This window comes from Propioniciclava coleopterorum (genome assembly GCF_011393335.1).
GTDB lineage: Bacteria > Actinomycetota > Actinomycetes > Propionibacteriales > Propionibacteriaceae > Propioniciclava > Propioniciclava coleopterorum.
The window spans coordinates 292582-311759 of record NZ_CP049865.1 but is presented as its reverse complement, the minus strand read 5'-3'; the positions used below and the strand labels follow the sequence as shown (position 1 = coordinate 311759).

Annotated in this window: 18 protein-coding genes; 11 read left to right on the top strand and 7 right to left on the bottom strand. The window is 72.0% G+C overall.

What is annotated here, in order from left to right:
- Nucleotides 1-454: 454 nt before the first annotated feature.
- The 3 genes from G7070_RS01440 to G7070_RS01430 form a co-directional block, all read right to left on the bottom strand.
- The gene (locus tag G7070_RS01440) at nt 455-3271 is read right to left on the bottom strand and encodes an FAD-binding and (Fe-S)-binding domain-containing protein (protein WP_246228151.1); all 2817 of its coding nucleotides are present in this window, start codon (nt 3269-3271) and stop codon (nt 455-457) included.
- Between the two features lie 10 nt (nt 3272-3281).
- Nucleotides 3282-3737 carry a MarR family winged helix-turn-helix transcriptional regulator gene (locus G7070_RS01435; RefSeq protein ID WP_166231387.1) on the bottom strand — a complete coding sequence of 152 codons (456 nt, stop codon included), beginning with the start codon at nt 3735-3737 and terminating at the stop codon, nt 3282-3284.
- A 92-nt stretch (nt 3738-3829) separates the two neighbouring features.
- Nucleotides 3830-4456, bottom strand: a complete 627-nt coding sequence (locus G7070_RS01430; RefSeq protein WP_166231384.1) for a hypothetical protein — start codon at nt 4454-4456, stop codon at nt 3830-3832.
- Nucleotides 4457-4687: 231 nt separating this feature from the next.
- On the opposite strand from G7070_RS01430, the gene G7070_RS01425 reads away from it, so the two are divergent.
- Genes G7070_RS01425 through G7070_RS01405 form a run of 5 tightly spaced genes read left to right on the top strand, consistent with a single transcriptional unit; the run spans nt 4688 to nt 8186 of the window.
- Complete coding sequence (locus G7070_RS01425; RefSeq protein WP_284690952.1) at nt 4688-6499, top strand: AMP-dependent synthetase/ligase; 1812 nt, start codon at nt 4688-4690, stop codon at nt 6497-6499.
- A 1-nt stretch (nt 6500) separates the two neighbouring features.
- On the top strand, nt 6501-7046 hold the full coding sequence (locus G7070_RS01420; protein WP_166231381.1) for an acyl-CoA thioesterase: 546 nt from the start codon (nt 6501-6503) through the stop codon (nt 7044-7046).
- The gene (locus G7070_RS01415; protein ID WP_166231378.1) at nt 6962-7372 is read left to right on the top strand and encodes an acyl-CoA thioesterase; all 411 of its coding nucleotides are present in this window, start codon (nt 6962-6964) and stop codon (nt 7370-7372) included. The genes G7070_RS01420 and G7070_RS01415 overlap by 85 nt, the downstream gene beginning before the upstream one ends.
- Nucleotides 7369-7566, top strand: a complete 198-nt coding sequence (locus tag G7070_RS01410) for a hypothetical protein (protein ID WP_166231375.1) — start codon at nt 7369-7371, stop codon at nt 7564-7566. Before G7070_RS01415 ends, G7070_RS01410 begins: the two co-directional genes overlap by 4 nt.
- A gap of 8 nt (nt 7567-7574) precedes the next feature.
- A complete protein-coding gene (locus G7070_RS01405; RefSeq protein ID WP_166231372.1) occupies nt 7575-8186 on the top strand; it encodes a shikimate dehydrogenase family protein in 612 nt (203 codons plus the stop codon).
- Between the two features lie 34 nt (nt 8187-8220).
- On the opposite strand, the gene G7070_RS01400 is transcribed toward G7070_RS01405, so the two are convergent.
- A complete protein-coding gene (locus G7070_RS01400; protein WP_166231369.1) occupies nt 8221-8946 on the bottom strand; it encodes a DsbA family oxidoreductase in 726 nt (241 codons plus the stop codon).
- 260 nt (nt 8947-9206) lie between these two features.
- Between G7070_RS01400 and G7070_RS01395 the strand changes: the two genes are divergently transcribed.
- Both G7070_RS01395 and G7070_RS01390 read left to right on the top strand, forming a co-directional pair.
- On the top strand, nt 9207-9413 hold the full coding sequence (locus G7070_RS01395; protein WP_166231366.1) for a hypothetical protein: 207 nt from the start codon (nt 9207-9209) through the stop codon (nt 9411-9413).
- A 178-nt stretch (nt 9414-9591) separates the two neighbouring features.
- On the top strand, nt 9592-11223 hold the full coding sequence (locus G7070_RS01390; protein WP_246228150.1) for an ATP-binding protein: 1632 nt from the start codon (nt 9592-9594) through the stop codon (nt 11221-11223).
- Here G7070_RS01390 and G7070_RS01385 read toward each other — a convergent pair.
- Complete coding sequence (locus G7070_RS01385) at nt 11220-11483, bottom strand: hypothetical protein (RefSeq protein WP_166231360.1); 264 nt, start codon at nt 11481-11483, stop codon at nt 11220-11222. The two genes, G7070_RS01390 and G7070_RS01385, sit on opposite strands and share 4 nt — an antisense overlap.
- Nucleotides 11484-12108: 625 nt before the next feature.
- On the opposite strand from G7070_RS01385, the gene G7070_RS18185 reads away from it, so the two are divergent.
- Nucleotides 12109-12282 carry a hypothetical protein gene (locus G7070_RS18185; protein ID WP_246227210.1) on the top strand — a complete coding sequence of 58 codons (174 nt, stop codon included), beginning with the start codon at nt 12109-12111 and terminating at the stop codon, nt 12280-12282.
- 17 nt (nt 12283-12299) lie between these two features.
- Complete coding sequence (locus G7070_RS18180; RefSeq protein WP_348981481.1) at nt 12300-12461, top strand: response regulator transcription factor; 162 nt, start codon at nt 12300-12302, stop codon at nt 12459-12461.
- 74 nt (nt 12462-12535) lie between these two features.
- On the opposite strand, the gene gndA is transcribed toward G7070_RS18180, so the two are convergent.
- A complete protein-coding gene (gndA, locus tag G7070_RS01375; RefSeq protein WP_166231357.1) occupies nt 12536-13996 on the bottom strand; it encodes an NADP-dependent phosphogluconate dehydrogenase in 1461 nt (486 codons plus the stop codon).
- Between the two features lie 225 nt (nt 13997-14221).
- Between gndA and uxaC the strand changes: the two genes are divergently transcribed.
- Nucleotides 14222-15646 carry a glucuronate isomerase gene (gene uxaC, locus G7070_RS01370; protein ID WP_166231354.1) on the top strand — a complete coding sequence of 475 codons (1425 nt, stop codon included), beginning with the start codon at nt 14222-14224 and terminating at the stop codon, nt 15644-15646.
- 189 nt (nt 15647-15835) lie between these two features.
- Nucleotides 15836-16843 carry a LacI family DNA-binding transcriptional regulator gene (locus G7070_RS01365; protein ID WP_166231351.1) on the top strand — a complete coding sequence of 336 codons (1008 nt, stop codon included), beginning with the start codon at nt 15836-15838 and terminating at the stop codon, nt 16841-16843.
- Between the two features lie 939 nt (nt 16844-17782).
- Here G7070_RS01365 and G7070_RS01360 read toward each other — a convergent pair.
- Entirely contained in the window at nt 17783-19066 is a 1284-nt protein-coding gene (locus G7070_RS01360) for a lactate racemase domain-containing protein (RefSeq protein ID WP_246227208.1), read from the bottom strand.
- Nucleotides 19067-19178: the final 112 nt, after the last annotated feature.

Here is a 19178-nt window from a genome sequence, read left to right as displayed (position 1 = left end):
CTGCGGGGGCGGCTGTTGCCCGTAGTACGGCGGGGGCGGCTGTTGCGCGTAGTACGGCGGGGGCGGCTGTTGCCCCTGGAGATGAGGCGGCTGCTGTCCCTGGTATGGAGAGGCCGGTTGCTGCCCCTGGTATTGCGGCGGCTGCTGCCCGCCCCAGGGTGAGCCGCCGGAGCCACCTGGCTGAGGGCGTTGCGGATCGTGGTTCTGGCCTCCATGGGGCGGAGGCGCCATTCCGGGCATGAGATGTACCTTTCACTCGCCGACAGCAGCGTCGCCAGTGTCAGGGGGGCTGGTGCATCCCTACTTCCCAGGGCATGTCCAGTGATCTCGGGACCGTCGTTGTCCCAGGCAACCTAACTCGTCTCCCCTTGTCGGAGCAAGGTTACTTGAAGAAGTGGCTCACTTGGTTCGGGGCGGTTGCCAGAGAGTTGGCAGACGCAGTCGCTCGTTCATCTCAGGAGTGATGAGCTGCCAGGAGTTCGGCGAACGTCAGCGCCTGCAGGCCGCGCAGGTCCTCCAGTTGGGTGCGGCAGGAGAACCCGTCGGCGAGCACGATCGCGTCGGGGCCGGCGGCGTCCAGGGCGGGGCCGAGGTTGGTGCCGAACACCGACACCGAGAAGTCGTAGTGGCCCGCGATCATGCCGTGGTTGCCGGCCAGGCCGCAGCAGCCCTGCACCTTGACGACCTTCGCGCCCGTCTTGGCGAGCAGGGACGCCTCGGCGGCCCACCCCATGACCGACGCCTCGTGGCAGTGCGGCTGGGCGACGATGGTGTGGCCGGACAGGTCGGGCACCTCGAAGGCGGCGTCGGCGTCCAGGAACTCCGCCAGGGTCATCACCGACGCCGCGACCTCGGCCACGCGCCGGTCGTCCGGGATGAGCTCGAGGGCGTCCGAGCGCCACACCGCCAGACAGCTGGGCTCGGTGCCGACGACCTTCAGCCCGCGCGCCACGTGGGGGTGGAGCACGTCGGTGGCGTTGCGCAGTTCCCGGGTGGCGCCGTCGAGCTGGCCGGTCGTGATCCAGGTCAGCCCGCAGCAGGCCTTGCGCTCCAGCAGCCGGGGCGTCCAGCCGTTGGCCAGCAGCACGGCGGCGGTGGTGGCGACGTGGTCGCCGGCGAAGGCGTCCGAGAACGAGTCGACCCACAGGACGACCTCGCCCTTGGCGCCGACCTTCCCCTCCACCGAGCGGCGCGCGGCGGCCCGGCGCGATCCGGGGGCGAACCGCGGCATGCCCCGGTGGGCGTCGACCCCGGCGAGCCGCTTGGCCAGGCCGGAGAGCAGCGGCGTCTGCAGCACGGCGTTGGCGAGCCGCGGCAGGACGGGGTTGCTGCTGACCAGCCGGCCCCAGCGCGGCAGCCAGCCCATCGAGTAGTGGTCCAGGGGGCGCGGGCGTCCCTTGAACGCCTCGTACTGCACCCGCGACTTGTAGGCGGCCATGTCGGTGCCGGTGGGGCAGTCGCGCGAGCACCCCTTGCAGGACAGGCACAGGTCGAGCGCCTCGTGCACCTCGGGGCTGCGCCAGCCGTCGGTCACCAGCGTGCCGTTGATCATCTCCTGCAGGATGCGCGCGCGGCCCCGGGTGGAGTCCTTCTCCTCGCGGGTCGCCTGCCAACTGGGGCACATGACACCCGACAGGTTCGCCGCCACGCACTTGCCGACGCCGGTGCACCGGTGCACGTCCTCGACGAAGCCGGGGTCGGCCAGGAACAGCGGCGAGCGGCGCACCTGCGGGGCGCGCAGGTCGGCGTCCACGCCGGCCGGGTCGACCAGCACGCCCGGGTTGAGCAGCCCGTCGGGGTCGAAGATCGCCTTGACCTGCCCGAACAGCGCGATCGCCTCGGGGGAGTACATGGTGGCCAGCAGTTCGGAGCGGGCCCGCCCGTCGCCGTGCTCGCCGGACAGGGAGCCGCCGTAGGACGCCACCAGCGCGGCCGCCGCCTCGACGAAGGCCCGGTAGCGGGCGCCGCCGTCGTCGACCTGGGTGAGCGGGAAGTCGATGCGGCAGTGGACGCAGCCGTCGCCGAAGTGGCCGTACGGCAGCCCCTCCAGGTCGTGCTCGACCAGCAGGGCGTCGAAGTCGCGCAGGTAGTCGCCGAGTTTCTCGGGCGGGACCGCGGCGTCCTCCCAGCCCGCGTACGCCGGACGCGCCAGGCTCACCCCCGCCAGGCCGGCGCCGTCGGAGCGGATCTTCCACAGCCGGTCGGCCTTGGCCGTGTCGGTGACGACCTCGCCCTCCAGGCAGCCGGACGTCGCGAGCAGCGCGTCGGCCCGCTCCAGCAGGCGGGCCTCGTCGTCGTCGGTGAGCTCGACGAACACCCAGCCCTCGCCGGCCGGCAGCGGCGGCACCGCCCCCGCGCCGAGCGTGCGCCGGACGACGTCGACGATGCGGGCGTCCATGCCCTCCACGGCGGTGGGCCGGAACGGCAGGATCGCGGGCATCGCGTCCGCGGCGTCCGGCATGGTCGGGTAGCCGAGCGCCACCATGGTCGTGAAGGGCGCGTCGGCGACGAGGCGCACCGTCGCGCGGGTGACGACCGCGAGCGTGCCCTCGGTGCCGGCCAGGAACTTGGCGACGTCGAAGCCGTTCTCAGGCAGCAGCCACTCGAGCGAGTAGCCCGAGACCTGCCGGCCGAACCGGCCGAACTGGGTGCGGATCACGCCGAGGTTGGCCATGACGAGCGCGTGCAGGGCGCGCAGCGTGGGGGAGTCCGACGCCCGCAGGTCGGTCCGGGAGTCGAGAGTGAGCCGCTCGCCGGTCCCAGTGATGACGTCGAGGGCGACCACGTTGTCGGAGGTGCGGCCGTAGCCCAGGGCGCGCGGGCCGCAGGCGTTGTTGCCGATCATGCCGCCGATGGTGCAGCGGGTGAACGTGGACGGGTCGGGCCCGAAGCGGAGCCCCACGGTCTGGGCGCGGCGCGACAGCACGTCCTGCACCACGCCCGGGTCGACGACGGCGAGCGCGGCGTCGGCGTCCAGCTCGTGGATGACGGTCAGGTGGCGGGCGACGTCGGCGACGACGCCCGGCCCGACCGCGTTGCCCGCGCACGAGGTGCCGGCCCCGCGCAGCGTCAGCGGGACGCCGGCGGCGCGGGCGGCGTCCACCAGGGCCTCCAGTTCCGCGCGATCGCGCGGCACGGCGACCCCGGCGGGCACCACGCGGTACAGGGAGGCGTCGGTGGAGTACAACCCGCGGGTCAGGGTGGTCGCGTCGACGCCGGGAAGCGCGGTGGCAGGGTCGGACGCCGCCGCCCCGGGGTTGCGGCTGGTCACGGTCACCGCGTCAGTGTGTCACGGCGTTCACGGCCGCCATGGCGCGTCCCAGGGCCGCGAAATCGGACGGCTCGACCGCGTCGATGAACACGTCGCGCACCGAGGCGACGTGCTCGGGGGCGGCGTCCCGCAGCAGGTCCAGACCCGCCTCGGTGAGCTCGGCCACCACGCCGCGGCGGTCGTCCGGGCAGGGGGTGCGCAGGATCAGGCCCTTGCGCTCCATGCGGGTGACGGTGTGCGTGAGGCGCGAGCGGGACTGCCGCGCGGCCGCCGCCAGGTCGGACATCCGCATCTGCCGACCCTCGGACTCCGACAGCCGCACCAGGATCTCGTACTCGCCCAGGTCGAGTCCGAACGGGCGCAGCCGATCGTCGAGGTGCCGGTCGATCTTCGCGACGGCGTCGAGGTAGGACCGCCACACGAGCTGCTGCTCCTGGCTGAGCCAGCGGGCGGACGTTTTCGGCATGTCGACATTCTAGCCGCCGGAGCCTGCGCCGACGGGGATATTGGCACGTTCCACCGCGGTGGTGAGCCGCCCCAGGGTGCCTCCGCGTGCCCTCAGAGGACGGAGCCGACCTTGAGAGCGAACCCGAGCCACCAGGTCGCGACCGCCATGACCGTGGCCAGGGCGGCGATGGGGCAGGCCAGGGCCGCGGCCGCGCTGACCGAGCCCGGACGGTCGGCGAGGCGACGCACCCCACTCACCGTGAGCCGCGCCAACCCGAACACCATTCCCATCAGGAGGGCCATGGCGGTCCAGGCCGGCCAGGACGCGTGGGCGGCGTAGGGGTTGAGCAGGAAGGCGGTGAGCAGCGGGACGCAGGACAGGGCGGCTCCCACGCAGTTCCGGCGGCGGGCGGGAAAGACGGCCAGGCTGACCGGGACGGCGATCGCCAGGACGACGCCCGTGCCCCACAGCGCCATCCCGGCCACGTCCGCGACGTAGCCGACCCGGCTCAGCCCGATGCCCGCGGGGATCCCGGACAGGGCGGCCAGGGCGACCGCCGGCCAGCCGGTGACCGCCCGGGTGAGCAGCAGGACGCCCAGGAACGCGGTGTATCCCCAGCACACCCAGGGGAGGGCGCACGGCCACGCGATCGGCAGCAGCAGGGTCGCCCGGCACCCCGATCCGGCGAGCAGCAGCGTCGCGACCAGGAGGAACCCGGCCCGTACCCACATCCTCATGACAGCCTCGGCGCGGAGCGCGGGTCCACGGTTCGAGGGACGGCCACGGCGGCCGCCCGGCGACCACCGCCGGTCGAAGGATCGCCCGCCTCCAGTCCGCTCAACGTAGCGCGCGAGCGCGACCCGCGGACCGGAATCGGCGGGTGCACAGGGGCGTTCGCGGTTGTTGCCCCCTAGACTGACGCAACGATGAACGGGGGCGGAGACGGCAGGCCCTGGAAAGGATCGACGATGACCGACATCCAGCACGTGCTCGACAACCGGCCACCCACGGTCGGGGCGATGTTCAGCGGGCGAGTGGAAGCGACGCCCAACAACGAGGCGTTCCGCTATCCCGACGACCACGGCGACTGGGTCAGCCTGAGCTGGCGCCGGACGCGCGACATCGTCTGGGAGATCGCCGCGGGCCTGCTCGCCCTGGGCCTGCAGCCGGAGGAACGCGTCGCCATCGCGTCCAACACGCGCATCGAGTGGGTCCTCATGGACCTGGCCACGAACTGCGCCGGCGGCGCGACCACGACGGTGTACCCGAACACCCAGGGCGAGGAGTTCGCCCACATCATCACGCACTCGGACTCGCACTTCTTCGTCGCGGAGAACCCCGAGCAGCTGGCCAAGCTCCGCGAGCTCGTCGGCGCCGAGCAGTTGCGCGCGGCCATCCTGCTCGACGGCAGCGACGAGGACGCCTACAGCCTGGACGCCCTCCGCGAGAAGGGCCGGGCGCACCTGGCCGAGAACCCGCGCGCGGTCGAGGACGCCGTGGCGGCGACCCGCCCCGACTCGCTGGCGACCCTCATCTACACCTCCGGAACCACGGGCCTGCCCAAGGGCGTCGAACTGCTGCACAGCAACTGGACTTACGAGGGCGTCGCGGTCGACCAGCTCGAGATCATCGGTCCGGACTCGCTGCAGTACTTCTGGCTGCCGCTGAGCCACGTGTTCGGCAAGGCCGTCATGATGATCCAGCTGCAGATCGGGTTCGCGTCCGTGGTCGACGGCCGACTCGAGCAGATCGTCCCGGGCCTGGGCGAGACCCACCCCAGCTTCATGTGCGGCGCCCCCCGCATCTTCGAGAAGGTGCGCAACGCGGTGAAGGCCAAGACGGCCACGGGCGTGAAGGCGAAGATCGCCCGCTGGGCGTTCGCGGTGGGCCGCGAGTCGCGCCCGTACCGCCTCGAGGGCAAGCCGCTGCCGTTCGCGATGGGCATCGCCTACAAGATCGCCGACAAGCTGGTCTTCTCCTCGCTGAAGGAGAAGATGGGCGGCAACATCGAGTTCTTCATCTCCGGCTCGGCCAAGCTGAGCGAGCAGGTGCAGGAGTGGTTCTACTCGGCCGGCATCGTCGTCGTGGAGGGCTACGGCTCGACCGAGACGTCGGCGGTGGCGTCGGTCAACGTGCCGAGCACGCCGCGCTTCGGCACGGTCGGCCCGGCGCTGCCCGGCTCGGAGTTCCGGATCGCCGAGGACGGCGAGGTGCTGCTCAAGGGGCCGGGCGTGATGCGCGGCTACCACAAGGATCCCGAGCAGACCGCCGAGGTGCTGGACGCCGACGGCTGGTTCCACACCGGCGACATCGGCGAGCTGGACGCCGACGGCTACCTGCGGATCACCGATCGCAAGAAGGACCTGATGAAGACGTCGGGCGGCAAGTACGTCGCCCCGCAGAAGGTCGAGGGCGCGCTGGCCGCCAACATCCCCTACGTGTCGCAGGCCGTCGCGGTCGGGGACGGCCGCAAGTACATCTCCGCGCTGCTCACCCTGGACCCGGCCGCGGTCGAGAACTGGGCCACGCGGCACGGCAAGGAGGGCATGAGCTACGCCGAGGTGACCCAGCTCCCCGAGATGCGGGAGTCCATCGACCGGTTCCTGCGGCGGGCCAACGCCAAGCTGGAGCGCTGGGAGACGGTCAAGAAGTACGCGATCCTCGACCACGAGCTGACCGTCGAGCAGGGCGGCGTCACGGCGAACATGAAGCTGCGGCGCTCCGCGATCGCGAAGGACTACGCGGACCTGGTCGACTCGATGTACGAGGTCGAGGACTGAGTTGGAGGCCTACCGCGTCCGCGTCCCGCTGCGCTGGGTCGACCTCGACGCCCAGGGGCACGCCAACAACGCCAGCATCCTGGACTACCTGCAGGAGGCGCGCGTCGACTTCCTGCTGAACAGCCCGCAGGGCCACCTGCTCGGCGACGGGATCATCGTCGTCGAGCACCGGGTGGAGTACCTGGGTCCGGTCTGGTTCGGCGGGGAGGACGTGGACGTCGACCTGTGGGTCGGGCGGGTCGGCGCGGCGCAGTTCGACCTCGGCTACGAGGTGTTCCAGGGCGAACGCCTCGTGGCCCGCGCCCGGACGCTGATGGCCAACTTCGACTTCGCGGCGCACCGCCCGGCGCGGCTGGCCCGCCGGAGCGGGCCTGGTTCGCCGAGCGCAGCACCGAGCTGGACGCCTTCGCGCCCCTGGGCGACTTCCGGGTCGGGGACGGCTACCACCGGCACCCGATCACGGTGCGCTGGTCCGACGTCGACACCTACGGCCACGTCAACAACGTGGTGTTCTTCGACTACGTCGCCGAGGCGCGGATCGCCCTGAAGGAGCCGCTGCTCGACAACGCCATCACCGGGCGGGGCGCCGAGGTGGAGCACACCTGGATGGTCGCCCGGCAGGACCTGCGCTACCTGGCCCAGATGCAGCACCGGCTGGCGCCGTACGAGGTCCGCACCGCGATCGGACGCCTCGGGCGCACGTCCATGACCCTGGCCGCCGAGGTCGTGGACCCCGAGGGCGGCGCGGTGCTCGCGCGGTCCACCACCGTCCTCGTGCACGGCGACGCCGACGGACGCCCGCAGCCGCTGCCGGACGAACTGCACGACGCGGCGCGGCGCTGGGCGGCCATCGGCGCGGAGGGTCTGGCGTGATCCGACGCTGCGCGGTGGCCGGCAAGCCGATCCAGCACTCGCTCAGCCCGCTCATCCACGGCACGGCGTACCGGGTGCTGGGCATCGAGGACGCCTGGGACTACGGGCGTCACGAGCTCGACGCCGACGACCTGGCCGGCTTCGTCGCGGGCTGCGGCCCGAGTGGGTCGGCCTGTCGTGCACGGCGCCGCTGAAGCACGCGGTGCTGGCGTTGGGCGAGGCGTCGGAGCGCGCCCGGCTGCTCGATTCGGGCAACACGTTCGTCTTCGCGCGGGGCGACGAGCCGGCGCGGGTGGAGAACACCGACGTCACCGGTCTGATCGGAGCCCTGGGACGCGCCGGCGTGCGGGAGGCGTCCTCGGCGATCGTCCTCGGCAACGGCGCGACGGCGCGCTCGGCGCTGTTCTCGCTGGCCGACCTCGGCGTCACCGACGCGCTGATCCTGGCGCGCTCGGAGGCCAACGCCCGCGCCAGCCTCGCCGGCCTGGCGGAGCGGCTCGGCGTCCGGCTGCAGTACGGGGTCTGGGGCGAGATTCCCGACGCCGACGCCGTCGACGTGCTGGTGTCCACGGTCAGCGCCCCGCTGCCCGAGGCGACGGCCGCCGGCCTGGCGCGCCTCACGGGCGCGGCCTTCGACGCCACGTACAACCACTACCCGACGGCGTTGGACCGGGCGGCGCGCGCCGCCGGGATCGTGCAGTTGTCCGGGATCGACCTGCTGGTCGGGCAGGCGCTGGATCAGATCCGGCTGTTCACCGGTCTGGAGTGTCCGCCCGAGCCGCTGCTGGACGCCGCCTACGCGGCGCTGGGCTGACGCGGCGACCCGACGCACCCGGGCCGATGGCGCCTCAGCAGCCGTCGGGACCGCAGGCCTGACCGCCGGAGAAGCCCTCCAGGCCGGGCACCTTCAGCGGCTCGACGCGCGGGTGGATCTCGTCCCACACCTGCGCGAGCGCCTGGGTGAAGGCCTCCAGCGGCTGCGCGCCCGAGATGCCGTACTTGTCGGCCAGCACGAAGAACGGGACGCCGCTGATCCCCAGCTGGGACGCCCGGGCGATGTCGGCCGCCACCTGCGCGTCGCGCTCCGGGTCGTCCAGGGCGGCGCGCGCCAGGTCGGCGTCCATGCCCGCGGCGACGGCCAGACGCACCAGCACGTCGGCGTCGGAGATGGACTCGCCGTCGGTGAAGTGGGCGCGGAACAGCGCGTCCTCCAGGCGACGCTGGACGCCGCCGGTGGGGTCGGCGTCGCGGGCCGCGTGCAGCAGCCGGTGGGCGCGGCGGGAGTTGGCCACCACGAGGGTGTCGAAGTCCATCGTGAGGTCCTCGGTCGCGGCCGCACGGGCGACGTGGGCGAACATGGCGCGCATGTCGGCGACCGAGCCGCCCTTGCGCGCTGCCAGGTACTCGGCCTCGGTGCCGTCGAACGACTCGGGCAGCGTGGGATCGAGCTGGAAGCTGTGATGGACGACCTGGACCCCTTCGGCGTGCTCGAAGCCGGCGAGCGCACGCTCGAAGCGGGTCAGCCCGATGTAGCACCAGGGGCAGGCGATGTCGGACCAGATGTCGATCTTCATGCTCAGCACAACAGCGGCATGGGGCCTGCGCATTCCCACCGGACGCCCCACGTCCGCCGCCGGGGCGGCGGATCTGAGCCGTTGGGTCGCGTTCTGAGGCGCGGGTGAGGCGTTCGCCGCCCCGATCCGGGCGCAGAAGGCCTCCGACTAGGACGTCGCCCGGCGAAGATAGGGCGATCGTCCGATAGGCGGGTGGGGGCCTTGGAGCGGAGTCTTCTGTTGTCGGCAGGGAGCCGGCATCCAGGTCAAGGAGTTCGGTCATGGACGTCACCACTTTCACCACTTTCACCCTCGCGCAGCAGGAGCGGTCCCGCATGGAGCGCGAGGTGGAGATGATGCGTCGGCGCGCCGAGCGGCCCTCGGTGGTGTCGGAGCACGCGCCGGTGACGCGTCCGGTGCCGGTGGGGCTGCTGGCCCGCCTGCGGCTCCACCTGCGCCCCGCACCCACCCCGTCGCCCGCCGCATGATCGCCCTTTCGACGCCCGACCGGCAGCCCGGTCGGGCGTCGCGCTGTCCTCGGTGGGCGCCGTCCCCGGGTCCCCGGCACCGGCCGACCGCGTCCCGGAAGGGGAGGCTCACCCGTCCGTGGACGGGTGCAGGCTCCCCTTGTCGGGGGGCGTGGTGACGAGCCACGATGAACCCGTGATGGGGGCTGAGGTCGCCCTGGTCGGCCGGGGCGAGGAACTCGCCGTTCTCACCGACGCCCTGGCCGAGGGCGTGACGGGGCGTGCGCGGGTCGTGCTGCTGCGTGGAGAGGCGGGCATCGGCAAGACGCGCCTGCTGACCGAGGCGCTCGCCCGGCACACCGCGGGGGCGGCGATGGCGCCCGTCGTGGCGACCGGGCAGTGCGTCGATCTCGGGACGATCGGTGCCCCGTTCGCCCCGGTGCGCCGACTCCTGCACGAACTGGGCCAGGCGGTGGGGGAGACCGACCTGCGTCGCGCGGCGGGGTCGCCGGCCGTCCTGGCGACCCTGGCGACGCTCGTGCCCGAGCTCCGCACCGACGAGCCGGTGCCGCCGGGCTCGGGGGACTACGTCGCCGAGGCCGTCGAGCGCGTCATCGAGGCGCTGTCGCAGGACCATCACCTCGTGCTCGTCATCGAGGATCTGCACTGGGCCGACGCGGCGACCCTGGCGTTGCTGCGCACGTTCGCGTCCACGCTGCGCGGGCGGCACCTGACGCTGATCGGCAGCTACCGCGGTGAGGACCTGGGCCGCGGTCATCCGCTGCGATCGGTGCTGGTCGAACTGGAGCGCAACCGGGCCGTCACCACCGTCGAGCTGACCCGACTGGACGCCGACGGGGTCGCCGACCAGGCCAGCCGTCTGCTGGGGCGCGAGGTCGGGCCCGAGGAGGCCGCGCGGCTGGTGGCCCGCAGCGAAGGCGTCCCCTTCTTCGTGGAGGAGCTCGTCCGGCTCGGCGACGCCCCGCTGCCCAGCACCCTGCGCGACGTCGTCCTGGCCCGGGTTGACGGGCTGGACGCCAACCCGCGGGCCGTCGTGGACGTGCTCGCCGTCGGCGGCGTCTTCGTGGCCCATGACGTCCTCGCCGCCGCGGCCCAGGGCCGCCCCCTCGACCTGGACGCCGGGCTGGCCAGCGCCGTCTGGGCCGGCGTGATCCAGCCCGAGGGCGACGGCTACGCCTTCCGGCACGCGCTGATCCAGGAGGCGGTCTACGACGAACTCCTCTCCGGCCAGCGACTGGCGCTCCACCGCGCCTACGCGACCGTGCTCCAGGCCCGCGTGGACGGCGGCGACGCCGGGCCGGCCGTGGAGGCGGCGGCCCACTGGGTCGCGGCCCGCGACGACGAGGCGGCGTTCCGGGCCACGGCCGTGGCGCTGCGACAGGCGCGTCGGGCCCTCGCGGTGCCCACCGAGGCGCAGTGCGGCGAACGACTCCTGGCGCTCTGGGACAAGGTCGCGCCGACGACACGGGTCTCGGCGGGCGAGTTCATGGCCCTCGCGGCCCGCACCGTCAACGTGATCCGGATCTCGGGAGAGGTCCGCCGGGCGATGCGGCTGGCCGAGGAGGTGCTTGCACGTGAGGGGCTCACCACCGTTGATCGGGCCCGCATGGAACTCGAGCTCGGCTTGGCGCAGGTAGGCGTCCAGGGGACGGAGGCCGGCCTTCGGCACGTGCGGGAGGCCGAGCGTCTCGTGGCGGGTCTCGACGAGCCGGACGCGATGCGCGTCCGCTCGGAGGCGCTCGCCCTGCTCGGGGCAACAGCCGTGACACCACGGCGGCGCCCGCCCAGGCGCGCGAGGCTGCGCGGCTAGCCGACCTGCTCGACGATGAGCAGCTGCGGGGGATGGCGGCGACCGCACAGGGGATCATCGCCGAGCGTTCGGGGGACTTCGACGAGGTCGAGCGCCTCACCCGGAAGGCGGTGAGCCACGAGGCGGATCCGGCGATGCAGATGGTGCCGCGTGCGAACCTCATCGACGTCCTGACGCGCGCCGGCCGGTTCGCGGACGCCGTGCAGGAAGGGCGGTCCGCCTACGCCGACGCCGTCGCCGTCGGGGTGGAGCGTGGTCACGGCGTGCTGATTCTCAGCAACCTGGCCGAGGCGCTGATCGGGCTGGGCGAGGGAGAGGAGGGCCGGCGGATGGCCCGGCGCGCGTGGATGCTCCTGCCGAGTGACGTCGCGTTCCGGTCCTTCTGCCGCCGCCTGGAGAGGCGGTCCCTGTTCTGGGACGATCGCCCCGCCCGACCGAGGAGGCGGAGGACCCGGCGGAGGTCGATCTGTCCGATGACGAGCAGGAGCAGATCGGCACCTCCCGCTTCGCGCTCGAGCAGGCGGTCGTCGCTCTGCTGGAGGGGCCCCAGGCCCAGGCGGACGCCGGGCTGCAGCGGGTCATGACGGCGGCCGCCGAGGCGATGACGCTCCCGAGCGATCAGGTCGCCGGCCTGCGCGTCGAGGCGCTGCCGGCGGTGCTGTGGGCGGCCGAACTGGCCCGCAGGGCCGATCAGGGCGAGGCCGCCCGAGCCGTACTGGCCGCGGTCGACGCCGACCTGCGCGTGCTGCGCCGCGGCTGGAAGGCCGAACTGGCCCGACTGTTGCGGGCGGCCGTGACGTCCCGTCCGAGACCCGCACGGCGGCCTGGCGCGCGGCTGCCGACCGGGCCGCCCAGGACGACGTCGAGCGCACGACGCGCCACGTCGTGGCGTTCCAGTTCGCGGGCGTCCAGGCCCTGGCCGGCGACGCCGCCGGGGCCGCGGAGACGTTCGCCGCGATCGCGCGCGACGCCCCGGCCACGGGTGTGCGCGGTTGGGTCGGTGGGCGCGTCGGGGTGGGGCGTTCGAGGCGCGGGGGCGTGCGGGTGCTGATGAGTTGACGGCGCGGGAGCGTGAGGTGTTGGGGTTGGTGGCGCAGGGATTGTCGAATCCGGAGATTGCGCGGGTGTTGTTCATTTCGCCGAAGACGGCGTCGGTGCATGTGTCGGCGATTCTGGGGAAGGTGGGGGCGCGGAGCCGGGCCGAGGCGGCTGCATGGTACACCGCCGCCTCGCGCTGATCCGCCCGACATCTCCCGCAGACGACGAACGCCCCGGAGCCGAGGCTCCGGGGCGTTCGTGCGGGGTCACCCGATCAGTGGGTGTCCTCGGCGTTGACCTCGGAGCGGTCACCCGACCACACGGTGTGGAAGGTGCCTTCCTTGTCGACGCGGCGGTAGGTGTGCGACCCGAAGAAGTCGCGCAGGCCCTGGGTCAGCGCGGCGTTGGTGCGGGGCGCGCGGACCAGGTCGTAGTAGGACAGCGCCGAGCTGAAGCCCGGGATCGGGACGCCCGCCAGCGTGGCCTTGGCCACGACGCGGCGCCACGCCGGGTTGGACTCGGCCAGGCCGGACGCGATGGACGGGGCCTCGAGCAGCGTCTCGAGGTTGCCGGCGGCGTACTCGTTGGCGATGCGGTCCAGCAGCTTGGCGCGGATGATGCAGCCGGCGCGCCAGATGCGGGCGACCGCGGCCACGTCGATGTCCCAGCCGTAGTCCTTGGCGGCGACCTTGATCAGGTGCAGGCCCTGGGCGTAGGCGATGACCTTGGACGCCCACAGCGCCTGCCGGACGTCCTCGACGAACGCGGCCCGGTCCTCGACCTCGACGACGCCGTCCGGACCCGTCAGCGCGGCCTCGGCGGCCTTGCGGAGCTCGGGGCTGGAGGACGCGGCGCGGGCGAACACGGCCTCGGCGATGGCGGCCGCGGGGACGCCCAGGTTGAGGGCCTCCTGCACGGTCCAGGTGCCGGTGCCCTTCATGCCGGCGGCGTCCACGATCACGTCGACGAGCGGCTTGCCGGTCTCGGCGTCGGTCTGGCGCAGCACCTCGGAGGTGATCTCGATCAGGTAGGAGTCCAGGTCGCCGGTGTTCCACTGGGCGAAGACGTCGGCGGCCTCAGCGGCGGACAGCCCGGCGCCCTTGAGCAGGTCGTAGGCCTCGCCGATGAACTGCATGTCGGCGTACTCGATGCCGTTGTGGACCATCTTGACGAAATGGCCGGCGCCGTCGGTGCCGATGTAGGTGCAGCAGGGCTCCTCGCCGTTCGGGCCGTCGACCTTGGCGGAGATGTCCTCCAGCATCTTGCCGACGTACTCGTAGGAGTGCGGCGAGCCGCCGGGCATGATCGAGGGACCCTCGAGCGCGCCGGTCTCGCCGCCGGAGATGCCCGCGCCGACGAAGTGCAGGTCGTGCGCGCGCAGCTTCTCCTCGCGGCGGCGGGTGTCCTGGAAGAACGCGTTGCCGCCGTCGACGACGATGTCGCCCGGCTCCAGCAGCGGGATGAGCGCGTCGATCGTGGCGTCCGTGCCGGCGCCCGCCTTGACCATGATGACGATGCGGCGGGGCTTCTCCAGGGAGTCCACGAACTCGCCCAGGTCCTCCGACGCGATGAAGTTGGCCTCGGGGTGATCCTTGGCGACCGCCTCGGTCTTGGCCCAGGTGCGGTTGTAGATCGCCGTGCGGTACCCGTGGTTGGCGAAGTTGCGCGCCAGGTTGGAGCCCATGACGGCCATGCCGATGACGCCGATCTGGGCGCTGCCAGTCTTCTCGCTCATGAAAGTGGGTGTCCTTCTTGTCGGTGATGGAACGCCAGGCACGGAGGGCGTCGTCCGACCCGGACGCCCGATCCGCGCGCTGTATCACCCCCATCTTGCCCGAAAGCACCCCCGTCGGTCACTGATTGCCAACCGGTGGGAAATCGGTTGCGCAACCTGATGCCAACTTGCCGCAACGGCGGCCTTTCGCCTGACAGGAGCCCGGTTCGCGGCAACAATGACGCCATGAAGCAGCCGTTGACCCTCCACCCGGACCGCCTGTTCCCTGCAGAGCCGCAGACGCGCGCGGTCGCACGCAAGCTCTACGAGCAAGTCAAGGACCTCCCGATCATCTCGCCGCACGGGCACGTGCCCCCGGTCTGGATCGCCGACGACATCCCCTTCAAGAACGCCACCGACCTGCTGCTCACGCCCGACCACTACGTGAACCGCATCCTGCACGGCCAGGGCGTCGACCTCGCCGATCTCGGCGTGCCGGTGGGTCGCACGGACTTCACCGAGGAGCAGGCCCGCGAGGCCTGGCGCATCTTCTCCTCGCACTACGAGCTGTTCCGCGGGACGCCGATGAAGTACTGGATGGAGATGGAGCTCGTCGACATCTTCGGCATCGACCAGCGCCCCTCGGCCGAGAACGCCGACGAGATCTACGACACGATCAACGCCAAGCTCGCCACGGACGCCTTCAAGCCGCGCGCGCTGCTGGACCAGTTCAACATCTCGTTCCTGGCGACCACCGACGACCCGCTGGACGACCTGGAGCACCACGCCACGCTCGCCGCCGACGACTCGGTCGCGACCACGATCGTCCCGACGTTCCGCCCCGACAAGTACCTCGAGGCCGGACGCGACGGCTGGAACGACCTGATCGACGCCCTGGGCGAGAAGTCGGGGGAGAACACCGACACCTTCGCCGGCTGGGTCGCCGCCATGGAGAACCGTCGGCAGTTCTTCAAGAGCATGGGTGCGGTGTCCAGCGACCACGCCCACATGGACCTGGGCACGCAGCCGCTGCCCGCCGACGAGGCCGAGGCCGTCTACGCCCGCGCCCGCCGCGGCGAGGCGAGCGCGCAGGAGACCGACGCGCTGCGCCGCACGTTCATGTTCGAGATGGCGCGGATGGCGTCCGAGGACGGCCTCGTCATGACGCTGCACCCGGCCGTGGCCCGCAACCATCACCAGGCCACGTTCGACCGCTTCGGCGCCGACGTCGGCGGCGACATCCCGGTCGCGTTCGAGACGGTGGAGTCGCTGCGTCCCATGCTCAACGCGTTCGGGACCAACCCGAACTTCCGGGTGATCCTGTTCGGCCAGGACGAGACGGTCTACAGCCGCGAGGTCGGCCCGCTCGCCGGGTTCTACCCGTCGGTCTACGTGGGCCCGCCGTGGTGGTTCATCGACGCCCCCGACGCCATCATGCGTTGGCGCTCGTCGGTGACCGAGTACGGCACCTTCTACAAGACGACCGGCTTCGTGGACGACACCCGCGCGTTCATGTCGATCCCGGCCCGGCACGACCTGGCCCGCCGGATCGACTCGGCGTACCTGGCGAACCTGGTCGTCCAGCACCGCCTCGAGATCGACGAGGCCGAGGACCTGGCTACCCAGTTCGTGGTGGACCTGCCCAAGAAGGCGTTCAACCTCGAGGTCTGAGCCGACCCACGAGCCAGGGCGGTCCCGCGACGCGGGGCCGCCCTTCTCGTTCCCCGGACGCCGTCCCGGGCCTCCATGGATCCGTGCCCGTCCGGACGGGGCCCCGAACCCGGCGCGGGGGCCAAACTCGACCCGCGAACTTGCCCGAACGGCGGGGCAACTTGTTGCCAACTTGCTAGGCTCCCAGCCATGGTCAATGAGGCGGGCACGGGGTCGGATGCAACGATCTATGACGTGGCGCGCGTCGCCGGGGTGAGCCCGTCGACCGTGTCCCGAGCCTTCTCCCGCCCCGGCCGCGTGAGCGCCCAGACGGCGGAGCGGATCCGGCAGGTCGCCGAGGAGCTGGGTTACCGGAGCCGCGAGGTCACCCGCGCCGCGGCGAAGACGACCACCAAGGTGCTGGGGCTCGCCGTGGCCGACATCACCAACCCGTTCAACTTCCGGGTGATCCGGGGCTGTCAGGCCGCCGCGGCGGAGGCCGGTTTCGTGGTGACGCTGAACGACGCGCAGGAGTCGGAGGCGCTGGAGCGCGAGATGCTGCGCCGCTCGCTGCCGCTGCTGGACGGCCTCATCATCGCGAGCTCCCGCCTGTCGGACACCGAACTGCGGACCCTGGCCAAGTCGCTGCCGGTGGTCATCCTCAACCGGCGCGTGTCCGGGCTGCACTGCATCGTCCCGGACATGGCCCACGGCGTCCGCAAGGCCGCCGAGCACCTCCTGGCGCTGGGGCACCGCAACATCACCTACCTGGCCGGGCCCGAGGCGTCCTGGGCCGACGGGATGCGCTGGCGCGCCGTGCGGGAGTCCGCGCGGGAGCTGGGCTTCACCGAGCACCGCGTCGGGCCGTTCGCGCCCACGCTGCAGGGCGGCCGCGGCGCCGCCGAGGTGATCGCGGCCCGCCGGCTCAAGGCGGTGCTGTGCTTCAACGACCTGATGGCCATCGGGCTGATGCAGGGGTTGTCCGAGCGCGGCATCAAGGTGCCCGAGCAGGTCAGCGTGGTGGGCTTCGACAACATCTTCGCGTCCGCGCTCGTCACGCCCGGCCTCACCACGGTGGCGGCCCCGCTGACGATGCTGGGGGACTCGGCCGTCCGGTACATCACCGCGACCCTGACGGGTCACAAGTCGCCCGAGACGGGCCCCGTCCTGGTCCCGGTGCGCCTGATCGTCCGCCAGTCCACGGGACCGGCCGCCTGACGCTGTGCGGGCCCCACTGAAGCGTCGGGTCTCTTGTGGTCTGACCACCTCGCGCACCATCGAGAGCACGCGGGGGCGCGTGGGATCGCCGGGTCACCGAACGGCCCCTCGAGAGGCGTCCTGCCGTGTCGAGGCCTGCGGGCGCATGGGCCCGCAACCGGCGACTGATCGAGGGCGCCCGCGGGCGCATGGGCAACCGGCGACTGGGGAGCGCCCTGCTGGACGTGACGCGCTGGATCTGCTGATGGAGCGGTGATCGGCAGAGCCGAGCGGGACGTGGCGTAGCTGGACGCGTTCGAGACGAGCGACCTGGTGGCGCCGGCCACTTGTCCCGGGCTGTGCGGACACCGAACGCTTCGCCTGCAGCCGGCCGGGGCTGTCTGGGGTGCTGTCCACCGAGGAAAATCAAGAATCGCGCAGTCGCGCCGATCTGCGGAACTCCACAAGGGCAAATGCCGGGGATTCGGGGCGCGAGTGCGTCGTTGTTGATTTCCGGCCCCAAGAGCCCGGGCGCGGCATCCCTTCCTGGCGGCCCGGTGCGCAGTCGCGGCGCCCTGGTGGGCCGTCGCGGCTGTGCGAACACCCGAACGCTTCGACCTCTCCAGGGGCCCGGCCGTCTCGGTGCTGTCCACCGAGGAAAATCAAGAATCGCGCACTCGCGCCGATCTGCGGAGACTCCACAAGGGCGGATGCCGGGGATTCGGGGCGCGAGTGCGCCGTTGTTGATGTTCCGTCCCGAGAGCCCGGTCCATGGATCAGTCGCCTGGCAGCCGGGTGCGCCGTCTCGGCGCGCTGGTGGGCCATCGCGGCGGACCGCGACCCCCGGGGCGGTGCGCTCGCCTGTGGGCCGCGACGCCGGGCGGTGCGCTCGTCGTGCTCGATCGAGCCTGTGTTCGTGCTCGGGACGGGGCGGCCGCCGTGGGACGGCGGCCGGTCGGCTCAGTCGGTCTTGAGGCGGTACAGCACCTCGCCGGCGTTCTCCTGGACGAAGACGTCGGGGTCGGCGTTCCAGGCGTCGAAGTCGGCGTCCTCCAGGGCCAGGTGGCCGAGGTTCACCGAGGCGCAGACCTCTTCGGGGATCTGGGTGCACAACGTCACCTTGATCCGGTTGTGCTCCGTGGCGGTGTCCGGGTCGTAGGTGCCGGTGCCGCGCACGTGGGTCGAGTGCGCCAGGACGCCCTTGGGCAGGTGGGAGAACTTCTCCCACTGCTTGGTGAAGTACTCGATGCAGTGGTAGCCGATGTCGTAGATCTCGGGGTGCTGCTCGGACACCTCGGTGACGTGCGGGGCGTAGATGATCACCTCGCCGCCGTCGGCCATCGCGGGCTGCATCTTGTAGCAGCCCTTGGCGGCGGTCCAGATGTCGTCGTAGCGGGTCGGCATCATCGCGATGACCTTCTTGAACGGCTCCTCGACGTACACCACGTGGGTCTGCGACGCCACGTCGGCGGCGGCTGCCCAGGACTCCTCGCTGGTGCCGAACGAGACCGACTCGATCTCCCCGGAGCCGGACTGCACCACCAGGCAGAGCGCGAGCCGCAGGCCGGGGATCATCGCCGAACCGGCGTCGATGATCGCCCGCACCGGGGTGATGCCCGGCGTGCCGATCATGGTCTCCAGGCCGATGAGCGCGCCCACCCAGTGCGACAGGTCGATCGCGTCGTGGGTGCTGCAGCCCGGGATGAAGTACTTGTTGCCGCCGGAGATGCCGACGACCTCATGGGGGAAGACCGGGCCGATCACCAGGTTGATGTCGGCCTCGGCGACGTACCGGTTCATCTCGACCACGACGTCCTCGGCGACCATGCCGTCGGTCATCACGGAGATCTCGTCCGCGGTGAGCGTGCCGAGGGTGACGACCTTGTCGTGGTCGAGGAACTCGTGGTTCACCACGGTCATGCCGGGGTAGGTGTCGGCGAGCGTGCTGCCCGCCTCGACGCCGAACCACGCGTCGATCTCGTCGGGCTCCATGTAGGAGTGGGTGCCCAGGGCGATCACCGTGGTGAGGGACGCGACCCGGTCGATCAGGTGGCGGTGCACGGTGCGCAGCAGCAGCGGCAGGGGGCAGCTGCGCGTGCCGTCGGGCACCACCAGCACGACGCGCTTGCCGTCGAAGTCGACCTCCGCGAAGTTCCGGGCGACGAAGGCGTCCAACTCGGCATCGCTCACGGTGAGGTGCGGCCCGCCGATGGTGTCGACGGGTGGGGCGATGTGCTGCGTCACGGCGTCCTCCTGCGTGGTGGTGAGATCGGTTGCCAGCTTACGGCCACCGGTTGCCAACAATGGTCCAGTTCGGCCCGTTTGCCGCGATGGCAAGTGACGCCACCGTAGGCTG